This is a genomic window from Marinobacterium sedimentorum (genome assembly GCF_024267675.1).
Lineage (GTDB): Bacteria > Pseudomonadota > Gammaproteobacteria > Pseudomonadales > Balneatricaceae > Marinobacterium_A > Marinobacterium_A sedimentorum.
Genome location: NZ_JALDYX010000006.1, coordinates 78,563 through 90,954 on the forward strand (window position 1 = coordinate 78,563; position 12,392 = coordinate 90,954).

Consider the following 12,392-nt stretch of genomic DNA (forward strand, 5'->3'; position numbering starts at 1 on the left):
GCTTGCGACAATTTTTGTCTGATGAATACAATAGGGCTATATAACAATAACAGCTAAACTTTGGTCAGCTTCTGATTAGGCCCAAAGCACCGCTTTGCAAGGTGTCGCGCAAGCCGATACCGGCCAGTTACTGATCAGAATCTCTTAAGTGATGCGGTATAGCGAGAGGCCTGGTTTTGAGTGATTTATTGACGGTAAAGGATCTTCGCGTCTCATTCCGCCTGCCGGAAGGCGTGATCGAAGCAGTCAAGGGTGTGTCATTCAGCATTGCACCCGGAGCATCCGTGGCGCTGGTCGGCGAATCGGGGTCGGGCAAGTCGGTGATCAGCCAGGCAATCATGGGGCTTTTGCCAAAGGCCGGCGTCATTGATTCTGGCGAAATTCTGTTTCACGACCCGGAAACCGGCCAGACGGTCGATATCGCTGCACTGCACCGAGACAGCGCCCATATGCGCTCTATTCGTGGCGGGCGAATTTCGATTATATTCCCGGAGCCCAGCACCTCGCTATCGGCGCTGCACACCATTGGCGATCAGATCAGTGAAGCCCTGCGCCTGCATCGCAGTGTCGGCAATGCCGAAGCACTTGAGCTGACCCGGGATATTCTGCACCTGGCCGGCTTTGCCGATGCCCGCCGTGCCCTCAAAACTTATCCGTTCGAGTTGTCAGGAGGTCTGCGCCAGCGCGCCATGATCGCCATGGCGCTGGTGTGTCATCCGGCATTGCTGATAGCCGATGAGCCCACCACGGCGCTGGACGTCACCATTCAGGCACAGATTCTCAAACAGATCCGCGATCTGCAGCAGGAGCTCAAGATGGCACTGTTGCTGATTACCCATGATCTGGGTGTGGTTGCCAATATGGCCGAGGAGGTCGTGGTGGTGTATCACGGCGAACTGATGGAGGCCGGCACCCTGGATCATATATTCCGCCAGCCATCCCATCCGTACCTAAAGGCGCTGCTCAAGGCGGTGCCGCGTTTTGGCATGCGTCCGGACGAGCGTCTGGTGCCCATTCGTGAAATCCGCCCCAATACCGACAATCTGCACACTCCCAAGCACCCGCTACCTGCCACCGCGGACCTGAACAAGCCCATTCTGAGCGTGCGAAATATTCGCAAAGAGTTCCGCATTCGCTCGGCCTCCGCGGGGTCCGAGTCCAATATACTGGCGGTGGATAATGTCAGTTTTGATATTCAACGGGGCGAGTGTCTTGGGCTGGTGGGGGAGAGTGGCTGTGGCAAGACAACGCTGAGCAAGATTCTGATGCGGGCGCTGGACCCGGACCAGGGCAGTGTCACCTTCTACGATGGGCATCGGGACCTCGACCTGTCGTCCCTCAAGGGGCAGGACCTGCTGGATTTTCGTCAGCGCATGCAGTTCGTGTTTCAGGATCCGTTCTCGTCACTCAATCCGCGCATGACGATTCTCGATATTATTACCGAGCCCCTGGTGATCCATGGCATTGGTACGCACCAGGAGCGCCAGTCATTGGCGCGGGAGCTGATGGAGCTGGTCGGGCTGGATATGCGCTACCTGCAGCGCTACCCCCACAGCTTTTCCGGTGGGCAGCGCCAGCGTATCGGTATCGCCCGCGCCCTGGCGCTGAGTCCTGACCTGATTATCTGTGATGAGCCCGTTTCGGCACTGGATGTCTCGGTCCAGGCGCAGATACTGAACCTGCTCAAGGACCTGCAGGCGCAGCTTGGTCTGACGTACCTCTTTGTCAGCCACAACCTCGCAGTAGTGGATTACATAGCGGATCGTATAGCGGTCATGTGTCGCGGGCAGTTGGTGGAGATTGCCCCCAAGGCGCAGTTGTTTAGCCGACCGCTGCATCCTTATACCCAAACGCTGCTCAGCGCAGTGCCTGATCCCAATCCGGATCACCTGCTAGACTTCGAACGACTGATGCTTGATCGTGCGTCCTGTCCGGAAGACTGGCCCATGCCTTTCACACACCATCCGGATGCCCCGGCATCCCTGATTGAATTCGAAAAAGGTCACTTTGTCCGTGTTGTGGCCGGTACGCGCCCCGAGGAGCTGGTAGCATGAAATTTTTTGACTGGCGTTGTGGTCTGGTTCTGCTGTCGCTGTTGGGTTGCAGTCTCGGAGTCATGGCGGCCGGCTATTCCCAGGCGCCCTCGCTGGATGCGCGGGTGGCCAGCGGTGAGTTGCCGCCGGTAGAGGCTCGCTTGCCTCAGACGCCATTGACGATGGACTTTGCGGCCAACGGGCTGCAGGTGGGGGTCTATGGCGGCACGCTCTCGATGCTTATGGGCAAGGAGAAGGACACTCGCCGCATGACTGTGTACGGCTATGCGCGCCTGGTGCGTTATGACGAAAAGCTGAATCTGGTGCCGGATATTGTTGAGTCTGTGGATATTGAACAGGATCGTGTATTCACCTTTCATCTGCGGCCCGGTCACCGCTGGTCCGATGGCGCGCCCTTTACCTCAGACGACTTTCGCTACTGGTGGCAGGACGTTGCCAACAATGATCAGCTCTATCCGGTGGGGCCTCCGGCCGAACTGATGATCAACGGCAAGTTCCCCGACGTCAGCTTTCCGGATGCCGTTACGGTGCGCTACGCCTGGAGTGATCCCAATCCTGAGTTTATGGCCCATCTGGCATCTGCCACGCCGCTGTACCTGTATGCGCCGGCGCACTACCTGAAGCAGTTTCACTTCAAATACACCGAAGCCTACAAGCTCGCCGAGCGGGTGCTGGACGAAGGCAAGCGTGACTGGGCCGCGCTTCATACCGCCATGGGCAGGCTCTACCGGGCCGATAACCCCGACCTGCCGGTGCTGCAGCCCTGGCATCAGACCACGGCAAGCCCAAGCAGCCGCTATCTGTTTGAGCGCAATCCCTACTTCCATCGTGTGGACCCGGAAGGTCGACAGCTGCCCTACATTGACACCGTTATAATGGGGATTACCGAATCCAAGCTGATATCGGCCAAGGCCGCCACCGGGGAGACCGATCTGCAGGCACAGTACCTGCGCTTCAACGATTTCACGCTGCTAAAGCGCAATGAAAACGACTACAAATACCATGTCACGCTCTGGCCGATTGCCAAGGGCGCACACCAGGCGCTGTATCCTAACCTGAACCACAACGACCCCGTCTGGCGTGGGCTCTTCCGTGATGTGCGTTTTCGCCGTGCGCTTTCCATGGGTATCGACCGGCATGAAATCAATCAGGTGATTTATTACGGCATGGCGGTCGAGGGGCAGAACACGCTGCTGGAGCGCTCGCCGCTTTACAAGCCGGAATACCGTACCAGCTGGACCCAGTTCGATATCAAGCAGGCCAATCAGCTGCTGGATGAAATAGGCCTGACCGAAAAAGACATTGCCGGCACGCGCAAGCTGCCGGATGGGCGCTTGCTGGAGATCATTGTAGAAACCTTTGATGGCACCAGTGAGCAGGCCGACGTGCTGCAGCTGATTGCCGACAAGTGGCACCAGCTGGGAATCAAGCTGCATATCAAGCCCTCCAACCTCGACAACGTGCGCCGCCGTGTCTATGCCGGCGAAACCCTGATGACGATTTCATCCGGGCTTGAAAATGGCATCGCTACAGCGGCCAATTCTCCCCATGAACTGGCGCCAGTGCAGCAGGATTACTACCAGTGGCCCAAATTTGGCCAGTACAGGGAAACCCATGGCGTGGCGGGGCTTGCACCTGATTTCCCTGAAGCGCAGCAGTTAATGAACCTGCTGGATAGCTGGTACCAGGCGGATTCTACCGAGCAGCGGCGTGATATCTGGCAGCAGATGCTGCAGATCAATGCCGACAACCTGTTCAGCATCGGTATTCTGGCCGGGGTCATGCAGCCTGTCACCATTAACAGCCGCCTGCACAATGTGCCGGAAAAGGGTATCTGGAACTGGGATCCCGGCGCTCACTTCGGTCTTTATTCGCCCGATACTTTCTGGTTCGAGCAAGGCGCGGCGCACTGATGATGCTGAGATATATAGTTCGCAGAGTCCTGGTGATGATTCCGACACTGATCGTGATCAGCATGCTGGTGTTTACCATCATCCAGTTGCCACCGGGCGACTATCTGACCACCATGGTCAACGAGTTGCAGGCCCAGGGTGAAAACGTCAATCAGGAGCGGGTTGCGTACCTGCGCGAACAGTACGGTCTTGATCGCTCCGGCGTCGAACAGTATTTTCACTGGGTCTGGGGCATGCTGCATGGCGACATGGGGCATTCATTTGAACATGACAAGCCGGTCAACGAGGTGGTCGGGGATCGCATGTATCTGACCATGCTGGTGGCCTTCGTGACGACACTGTTCGTCTATGTGATGTCCTTTCCTATCGGAGTCTACTCCGCCGTACGCCAGTACAGTATTGGCGATTTTACGCTCTCATTTATCGGATTTATCGGTCTGGCGACCCCCAACTTCCTGCTCGCGCTGGTGCTCATGTATATGGCGAAGGCCTATTTTGGTACCGATATCGGTGGCCTGATGGATGCCCAGTACATTGACCAGCCCTGGACCACGGACAAGGTCATGTCGGTGCTGGCGCATCTCTGGGTGCCGGTACTGGTAATCGGTACCTCCGGCACCGCTGGCATGATCCGGCGCCTGCGGGCCAACCTGCTCGATGAGCTGCACAAGCAGTATGTGGTAACCGCCAAGGCGAAGGGGCTGGGTCCGATCAAGGTGCTGGTCAAGTATCCGCTGCGCATGGCGCTGAATCCTTTTATCGCCGATATCGGCAACCTGTTACCGGAAATGATCTCCGGTGCAGTTATCGTCTCGGTGGTGCTGGGGCTTGAAACCACGGGTCCCATGCTGCTTAAAGCGTTGCAATCGCAGGATATGTATCTGGCGGGCAGCTTTCTGATGTTTATTTCGTTGCTGACAGTTTTCGGCACCCTGATTTCGGACCTTGCGCTGGCGGTACTGGATCCGCGCATTCGGCTCGACGGAGGGCGCAACCGATGAGTCGCGAACCGCTGGAGCATTACGTTAACCCTGCGCCTTTCAATCCCTATGCGGCGCTGGAGCTGACGCCGGAGCAGGAACGCTACTACATGGCGTCGCAGTGGCGTCTGGTGTGGTGGAAGCTCAGGCGTCATCGCCTGGCGGTGATCAGCGGCAGCTTTCTGACGCTGATGTACCTCATTGTGGTCTTTGCCGAAGTCGTGGCGCCCTACGAGCTGGAGGCGCGCCACGTCGATTACCTGTTCGCACCGCCGCAGGATGTGCATCTTTTCGACGAGGGCGAGTTTCGCGGGCCCTTTGTCTACGGCATAGACGTAACCCTGGATATGGAGCGCCTGCAGTGGGTCTATCAGGAAGACCGCAGCCAGGTGAACCCGATTCGATTCTTTTGCGTCGGCAATGACTATCTAGGCTCCAGTTATGAATTCTGGGGTTTGTTTGAGGGCAGCTTTCATCTGCTGTGTCCATCGCCGGACGCGCCCATGTTCCTGCTGGGAACCGATCGTATGGGGCGGGACATGCTGTCGCGCATTGTCTATGGTGCGCGCATCTCCCTCACGCTGGGTCTGATCGGTATCGCCATCAGCTTTTTCCTTGGCATTACCATTGGCGGTGTGGCGGGCTACTATGGCGGGCTCGTGGATAATATCGTCCAGCGCATCATCGAGGTTATACGTTCGTTCCCGATGCTGCCGTTGCTGATGGCGCTGTCGGCGATACTGCCGATCACCTGGCCGCCGACGCTCATATTCCTTGGGATTACGGTCTTGCTGGCGTTGCTTGACTGGCCGGGCCTGGCCCGTGCCGTGCGCTCAAAGCTGCTGGCGCTGCGTGAGGAGGATTTCTGTGTGGCAGCACAGCTGATGGGGGCGAAGCCCGGGCGTGTCATCATGAAGCACCTGATGCCGAGCTTTCTGAGTCATCTGATCGCATCGGCTACGCTGTCCATTCCCACCATGATCCTGGGTGAAACGGCTCTGAGCTTTCTGGGTTTGGGGCTGCGCCCGCCGGTGACCAGTTGGGGTGTGCTGCTGAATGAGGCACAGAACATCAATTACGTGGTGCTCTACCCCTGGTTGTTGTACCCCGTCATACCCGTGATTATGGTGGTACTGGCCTATCAGTTCCTGGGTGATGGCCTGCTGGATGCCGCTGACCCCTACAAGCACTAATTGACGCGGATCGGCATTCAATAGCACTGACCATTATGACTATGGCAGGGTGGTCGCTTTGGGTGGCGCAGCCCGGTTCAGGGCTTCAGCCAGGCTTGGATCTGCGCAATGCGTTCCGGCGAGTCCCATTCGTGGCCGCCGGTTACGGTCTCCAGCAGTTCGCCATCACGGTCATACAGGTAGCTCATCGGCAGTCCGGGGATGCCCAGCTCCCGAAAGGCAGTGCCCGACTCATCCAGCAGCAGTTCAAAGGCCAGCGGCGTATCCAGCTGCTGCCTGAAGCTGGCGATCGCCTCGGGGCTTTCACCGACGTTCACCGCCACAATCGTCAGTTCTTTACTGTCAAAGCGCTGTTGTAACCGCGTCATGGAGGGCATTTCGCGGATGCAGGGTGGGCACCAGGTGGCCCAGAAGTTCAGCAGCAGCAGCGTGCCGCGGTACTGATCCAGCGGCGCAGGATTGCGCTGCAGATCGGCAAAGCTCAGTTCATATACCGACTCGGCCGCGTTGGCGGGCGTCAGGCTGGCAATGGCAATTTCAGCGGCAAGGGCAAAGCCCAGCAGGGCCGACTTCATGGCAACATCCTCTGTGTCCGGTGAGGCCAGCTTAGCAGGCCAGTCACGGGACGTCACTGTCGCCACTTGGCTGGTCAGGCGGGGTCGAAATATGGCATAACAGGGGCCCGCAAACAGTGCATAGGATATGACATGAAGCTGGCATTTCTGGGATTGGGTACCATGGGGTACCCCATGGCAGGCCATCTGCAAAAAGCTGACCACGACGTCTGCGTTTATAACCGCACCCGGGCCAAGGCGCAGCAGTGGGTCGAACAGTACGGTGGTACCCTGGCCGATACCCCGGCCCAGGCCGTCGCCGGTGCCGACATAGTGTTTAGCTGTGTAGGCAATGATGCGGATCTGCGTCAGGTAGTGATGGGCGAGCAGGGAGCCTTTTGCGGCATGAAGGCCGGCGCTCTGCTGGTGGATCACACTACGGCATCGGCGGATGTTGCCCGTGAACTGGATCTGGCGGCGCAGGCGCAGGGTTTTCATTTTATTGATGCACCCGTGTCCGGCGGCCAGGCCGGAGCCCAGAATGGCCAGCTCAGCATCATGTGCGGCGGGTCTGCTGATGCCTTCGCACAGGTGGAGTCGGTGCTGGCGGCCTATGGCAAGTCGATCCGCCTGCTCGGTGTCGCCGGTAGTGGGCAGCTGGCCAAGATGGTTAACCAGATCTGTGTCGCAGGCGTGGTGCAGGGGCTGGCGGAGGCGGTGCATTTCGCCAAGCGTTCAGGGCTCGACGGCCGTGCGGTGTTTGACGTGCTTCGTCATGGCGCGGCGGGGTCCTGGCAGATGGATAACCGGCACGAAGCCATGCTCGACGGCGAGTTCGACTTTGGTTTTGCGGTTGACTGGATGCGCAAGGATCTGGGTATTGCCCTCGACGAGGCGCGCAACAACGGCGCCCGCTTGCCGTTAACGGCGCTGCTGGATCAGTTTTATGGCGACGTTCAGGCGCTGGGGGGCGGGCGCTGGGATACCTGCAGCCTGGTGAAGCGGCTCGAGCAGGATTAAGGCGCTAATGGCGCTGGACTTATCCGGCGCTTTCCTTATAATCCGCTGCCAGATTTGTACAAAAAACACACTATATGAGGTTTAGCTCCATGACCCTGATCGACAAATACAGCCTGGTTTCCTTTGCTCCGAGTGTTCTGATCATTGCAGGCTGCGTGGCTTTTGTAGCGCTGGGTATTGGTTTCCTGCGCAAGAATATTGCCCGTGACGCGGCGGCGGCCATGTCAGTCGAAGGTCAGGCCAAGTAAGACCTGTCGTTGTAGCCCGGTCTGTGTCCTGCAGGCCGGGTTGGCTGTTTCCAGCCGCGCTGTTTTTCCCTGTACATCGTTTTTGCTGTTTATTCTCTTCTTGCGATAGCGCGTACCCCATATGGCCGAATTGCAGCTGCCGGTTTATCTGCGGTCATATAACATGACTGCAATGCTGAGGCGGGTGCTGTTGAAGTCTGTGCGACCTGTTTGTGCGCAACAGTGCACTGTGTTGTCACGCAGAGGGGTGAAACGGAGTAGTTGTGGCGCAGAAGAGTGCAGCTGGCCCGAACGGGCGTCCGGGCCAGCGGTTGTGCTTAACGTTTGGGCAGAACGTCCTTGAGCTGAGCGTGCATTTTCAGCAGGCTCTTTTCGGTGGTATCCCAGTCGATGCAGGCATCGGTTACGGACACGCCGTATTTCAGTTCACTCAGATCCGCCGGAATGGACTGACTGCCCCAGCCCAGATTCGACTCGATCATCAGGCCTACGAGGGATTTGTTGCCCTCCAGGATCTGATTGCCGACGTTCTCGGCTACCAGGGGCTGCAGTGCCGGGTCCTTGTTGGAGTTGGCGTGGCTGCAGTCCACCATGATGTTGCGGGCCAGGTTGTTCTTTTCCAGCGCCTGTTCACACAGTGTCACGTTGACCGAGTCATAGTTTGGCTTACCATTGCCGCCGCGCAGCACCACATGGCCGTACTGGTTGCCCTTGGTGCGAATGATGGAGACTTCGCCGCCCGGGTTGATGCCGAGGAAGTTGTGCGGGTGGCTGACGGACTGCAGGGCGTTGATGGCCACGGCCAGGCCGCCGTCGGTGCCGTTCTTGAAGCCCACGGCACAGGAGAGGCCCGACGACATTTCGCGGTGTGTCTGGGATTCGGTGGTACGGGCGCCAATGGCGGACCAGGAGATCAGGTCCTGCATGTACTGCGGTGAGATCGGATCCAGTGCTTCGGTGGCCAGTGGCAGGCCCATTTCCGACAGATCCAGCAGCAGTTTTCGTGCAATGTGCAGGCCTTCCTCAATGTCGAAGGAGTCATCCATGTGCGGGTCGTTGATCAGGCCTTTCCAGCCCACGGTGGTGCGTGGCTTTTCAAAATAGACGCGCATGACCAGATAGAGGCTGTCCTTGACCTGCTCGGCCAGTGCCTTGAGGCGCTTGCCATACTCGATGGCCGCGACCGGATCGTGGATGGAGCAGGGGCCGATAACAACAAAGAGGCGATGGTCCTTTTTGTCGAGGATGTCACGGATGACCTTGCGGCCTTCCATCACGGTGTCGGCCGCGGCATCGCTGATGGGCAGCTTCTGTTTCAGTGCATCGGGTGTGATGAGCACTGAGTGGGAGTCAATATTCAGGTCTTCTACGCGGATATCAGTCATGTTATTTCCCTGCAGCAGTGGCGTGCTGCGTCTTTATTACATCTTAGCGAATCTTTTTAACACATAAATCAGGAGGTTATAAGCCCAAACGGGCCCCTGTTCCGGGCCGGTGATACAATAGTGCCCACAGCTAAGGTGTAGCATGCGAACTCGAAGGCGCCGGTGTGGTCTATTGGCTGCCATTTTGATCAATCTGTGGAAACTGGAATCCCGTGCACTGTTATTTCTCTGTCTTTTTACGTCGCTGTCTGTGGTTCATGCTGCTGTTGCCGCTTGCATTTGCGGCACAGGCGGGCCTGTTTGACAAAAATCCCTTTGCCGCGGCAGAGGGCCCCTTGCAGGTCGATGAAGCCTTCAGGCTTGACGTTGAGCCCCTCGGCGATGGCCGCGTCAAGCTGCTATGGACCATAGCACCGGATTACTATCTGTACCGTGATCGCATGGACTTCAGCAGCACCACGCAGCGCTCGGAAGTGGTGCAGCGCATTAATGCACCGGCACTGGAGAAAGACGACCCGCTGTTTGGCAAGGTGTGGGTCTATCACGAGTTTGCCGAAGTTGAGTTGCAGCTGGCAAGTCAGGCAGGAGCCACCACCGACGATACCCTGGCGGTTACCTATCAGGGCTGCTGGGAGGGAGGGATCTGTTATCCGCCCGTGACCCAGGGTATCGAGGTTAAGGCGATAGCCATACTGGCGAATGCTGACAGCTCCACCGATGGCCAGGCCAGTAATACCGGCGCAGCCCCCGCAACAACGAGCTACATCACGGGCAATGTCTCAAATGCTGCCGCGAGCAGGGTGCCAAACACGGCTGCGCTGGATGGGCCTGTCAGTGAGCAGGATCGTTTTGCCGACCTGCTGCGAAACGCCAGTCTCACGGTTACGCTGGGAGCCTTCTTTCTTGCCGGTCTGGCGCTGGCGTTCACGCCCTGCGTCTTTCCGATGATCCCCATTATTTCCAGTATCATAGCCGGCCATGGTGCGCGCATGACCACGGGGCGCGCCTTCAGTCTGTCGCTGGTGTACGTACTGGCGGTTGCCGCCACCTATACCCTGGCGGGGGTGCTGGCGGGGCTGTTTGGCGCCAATATTCAGGCGGGCTTCCAGAACCCCTGGATCGTATCCGTTTTTGCCGGCATTTTCGTACTGCTGGCGCTGTCGATGTTTGGCTTTTATGAGCTGCAGCTGCCTGCCAGCTGGCAGAGCCGACTGGCCCGGGCGAGCAACCGTGGCAAACCCGGCAGTCTGCGTGGTGTCGCGCTCATGGGGCTGCTGTCGGCACTCATTGTCGGTCCCTGCATGGCGGCGCCCCTGGCCGGTGCCCTGATCTATATTGGCCAGACGGGTGACCCGGTGCTCGGCGGCCTTGGATTGTTCTTTCTCAGTCTTGGCATGGGCGTTCCGCTGTTGCTGATTGGTGCTTCGGCGGGCAAGTTGCTGCCCAGGGCCGGTGCCTGGATGGCATCGGTCAAGGCGGGCTTTGGTGTGCTGCTACTGCTGATGGCCATCTGGATGCTGGATCGCATCATTGCCGATCAACTGACCATGGCGCTGACGGCGATTGTGCTCGTGGTCTCCGCGGTCTACATGAATGCGCTGGATCGCCTGCCTGATGTGAATGGCGGCTGGCACCGGCTCTGGAAAGGTGTTGGTCTGGTGCTGCTGGTGTACGGTGTTGCGCTGATGGTGGGGCTGTTTTCCGGCAGTCGCAGCTTGGTGTATCCGTTGCAGGGGCTCTCTGGCGGGCCGTCCGTTGCGGCCCAGGCGCTACCGTTTCAGAAAGTGACCTCCAAGGCGCAGCTGGAACCCTTGCTGGAGCAGGCGCGGCGCAAGGGGCAGCCGGTGATGCTGGATTTCTTCGCCGAGTGGTGTGTGTCCTGCTATGAGCTGGAGTATGTGACCTTCAATGATGCGGGCGTGCGCCAGGCGCTGTCCGGCTATCAGCTGATCAAGGTGGATGTGACGGCCAATGATGCGGCGGCTCAGGTGCTGAATCGGGAGTATGGCGTTATAGGTCCGCCGGCATTGCTGTTCTATGGTGCCGATGGCACCTTGCTGCCGCAGCTGACGGTGGTAGGCGTGATGGATGCCGATGACTTTGTGCGTCATGTCGCCCGCGTGCCGGGCTAGCCCGCTGACGGGCTGTTGCTAAGCTGCGAATTGCGTGCGCCCGTGTCGACCTGGCAGTCGGTTGCGGGCGCAGCAGCTGGATAGTGTAGCTAGGTTACTAGCGCAGATAGGTGCGGCTGATATGGCGAAAGCTGTCGGTACCGGCCTTGCGCATCCATTCGAACGCCACCATTTCCCGACTGACGATCTGTATGCCCAGCTGGCGCATGCGCTCGATGGCGGCTGTCTTGTCCTGGGGGTTGCGCGATGCAATGCAATCGGCGACCACAAAGACGTCGCGCCCCTGCTGGCGCAGTTCGATGGCGCTTTGCAGCACGCAGACATGGGCTTCAATACCGATCACCACCACCTGTTCGCGTGCAATTGTGCTGATACCGGCGTCGCAGCCCGGCTCCGACATGCAGGAAAAATGCGTTTTCTCCAGCATGGCGCTGACGGGGATCAGTTCGCCCAGGCGCGGGTGTGTATGACCGATACCCTGGGGATACTGCTCAGTGCCCAGTACCGGCACCTTGAGGTGAACGGCAATTTCCAGCAGCCAGCGGCAGTTGTCCAGCAGCTGCTGCGGCGCTTCAACCGCCGGCAGCAGTTTGTCCTGGACATCTATCACCAGCAGCAGCGACCTGTCGGGATGGATCAGCATGGCGGTTGTCCTTAGAGCCTGTTTACGATCTATTGCTTGCTGCGACGGAGGCTATTTTCGCGCAGAGCAAGGAACGAGGAGCGTGGTGTACTTGATGTACATGAGCGACGAGAGACGCCGCTATGCGCGAAAAGGGCCCCGTCCCTTCGGGTTGCGCCCCTAAAAGCGCCATACGGCGTTGCTCGCCGCTCATTTAGGCCCACTAAATCACACGACTCGCGCCTTGTCTGGCGCTTTTAGGGGCGGCAACGCAGTCGGGCAAATAGATCG

Annotated in this window: 10 protein-coding genes; 7 read left to right on the plus strand and 3 right to left on the minus strand. The window is 58.6% G+C overall.

Going from position 1 to position 12,392, the window contains the following annotated elements; genetic code table 11:
• Positions 1 to 176: 176 nt before the first annotated feature.
• From MRS74_RS07720 to MRS74_RS07735, 4 genes are read left to right on the plus strand one after another with little or no spacing between them, the layout of a single operon-like run.
• The gene (locus MRS74_RS07720) at positions 177 to 2,054 is read left to right on the plus strand and encodes an ABC transporter ATP-binding protein (RefSeq protein ID WP_254579699.1); all 1,878 of its coding nucleotides are present in this window, start codon (positions 177 to 179) and stop codon (positions 2,052 to 2,054) included.
• On the plus strand, positions 2,051 to 3,967 hold the full coding sequence (locus MRS74_RS07725; RefSeq protein WP_254579700.1) for an ABC transporter substrate-binding protein: 1,917 nt from the start codon (positions 2,051 to 2,053) through the stop codon (positions 3,965 to 3,967). Before MRS74_RS07720 ends, MRS74_RS07725 begins: the two co-directional genes overlap by 4 nt.
• Entirely contained in the window at positions 3,967 to 4,968 is a 1,002-nt protein-coding gene (locus MRS74_RS07730) for an ABC transporter permease (RefSeq protein WP_254579701.1), read from the plus strand. The genes MRS74_RS07725 and MRS74_RS07730 overlap by 1 nt, the downstream gene beginning before the upstream one ends.
• Entirely contained in the window at positions 4,965 to 6,140 is a 1,176-nt protein-coding gene (locus MRS74_RS07735) for an ABC transporter permease (protein WP_254579702.1), read from the plus strand. Before MRS74_RS07730 ends, MRS74_RS07735 begins: the two co-directional genes overlap by 4 nt.
• 77 nt (positions 6,141 to 6,217) lie before the next feature.
• Here MRS74_RS07735 and MRS74_RS07740 read toward each other — a convergent pair whose 3' ends face one another.
• On the minus strand, positions 6,218 to 6,715 hold the full coding sequence (locus tag MRS74_RS07740; protein ID WP_254579703.1) for a TlpA disulfide reductase family protein: 498 nt from the start codon (positions 6,713 to 6,715) through the stop codon (positions 6,218 to 6,220).
• 132 nt (positions 6,716 to 6,847) lie between these two features.
• Between MRS74_RS07740 and MRS74_RS07745 the strand changes: the two genes are divergently transcribed.
• Together MRS74_RS07745 and MRS74_RS07750 are read left to right on the plus strand one after the other, a co-directional pair.
• On the plus strand, positions 6,848 to 7,714 hold the full coding sequence (locus MRS74_RS07745; RefSeq protein WP_254579704.1) for an NAD(P)-dependent oxidoreductase: 867 nt from the start codon (positions 6,848 to 6,850) through the stop codon (positions 7,712 to 7,714).
• An 89-nt stretch (positions 7,715 to 7,803) separates the two neighbouring features.
• Complete coding sequence (locus MRS74_RS07750) at positions 7,804 to 7,962, plus strand: hypothetical protein (RefSeq protein WP_254579705.1); 159 nt, start codon at positions 7,804 to 7,806, stop codon at positions 7,960 to 7,962.
• 317 nt (positions 7,963 to 8,279) lie between these two features.
• On the opposite strand, the gene MRS74_RS07755 is transcribed toward MRS74_RS07750, so the two are convergent.
• Positions 8,280 to 9,347 carry a 3-deoxy-7-phosphoheptulonate synthase gene (locus MRS74_RS07755; protein WP_254579706.1) on the minus strand — a complete coding sequence of 356 codons (1,068 nt, stop codon included), beginning with the start codon at positions 9,345 to 9,347 and terminating at the stop codon, positions 8,280 to 8,282.
• Positions 9,348 to 9,604: 257 nt separating this feature from the next.
• Between MRS74_RS07755 and dsbD the strand changes: the two genes are divergently transcribed.
• Complete coding sequence (gene dsbD, locus MRS74_RS07760; protein ID WP_254579707.1) at positions 9,605 to 11,479, plus strand: protein-disulfide reductase DsbD; 1,875 nt, start codon at positions 9,605 to 9,607, stop codon at positions 11,477 to 11,479.
• A gap of 97 nt (positions 11,480 to 11,576) precedes the next feature.
• Here dsbD and MRS74_RS07765 read toward each other — a convergent pair whose 3' ends face one another.
• Positions 11,577 to 12,122, minus strand: a complete 546-nt coding sequence (locus MRS74_RS07765; RefSeq protein WP_254579708.1) for a hydrolase — start codon at positions 12,120 to 12,122, stop codon at positions 11,577 to 11,579.
• Positions 12,123 to 12,392: the final 270 nt, after the last annotated feature.

Bases quoted from the DNA above. Each gene is read 5' to 3' on its own strand.
- MRS74_RS07755 (WP_254579706.1), bottom strand. From the start codon at position 9,347: ATGACTGATATCCGCGTAGAAGACCTGAATATTGACTCCCACTCAGTG.
- MRS74_RS07740 (WP_254579703.1), bottom strand. From the start codon at position 6,715: ATGAAGTCGGCCCTGCTGGGCTTTGCCCTTGCCGCTGAAATTGCCATT.
- MRS74_RS07745 (WP_254579704.1), top strand. From the start codon at position 6,848: ATGAAGCTGGCATTTCTGGGATTGGGTACCATGGGGTACCCCATGGCA.
- MRS74_RS07725 (WP_254579700.1), top strand. From the start codon at position 2,051: ATGAAATTTTTTGACTGGCGTTGTGGTCTGGTTCTGCTGTCGCTGTTG.
- MRS74_RS07765 (WP_254579708.1), bottom strand. From the start codon at position 12,122: ATGCTGATCCATCCCGACAGGTCGCTGCTGCTGGTGATAGATGTCCAG.
- MRS74_RS07750 (WP_254579705.1), top strand. From the start codon at position 7,804: ATGACCCTGATCGACAAATACAGCCTGGTTTCCTTTGCTCCGAGTGTT.
- MRS74_RS07735 (WP_254579702.1), top strand. From the start codon at position 4,965: ATGAGTCGCGAACCGCTGGAGCATTACGTTAACCCTGCGCCTTTCAAT.
- dsbD (WP_254579707.1), top strand. From the start codon at position 9,605: ATGCTGCTGTTGCCGCTTGCATTTGCGGCACAGGCGGGCCTGTTTGAC.
- MRS74_RS07730 (WP_254579701.1), top strand. From the start codon at position 3,967: ATGATGCTGAGATATATAGTTCGCAGAGTCCTGGTGATGATTCCGACA.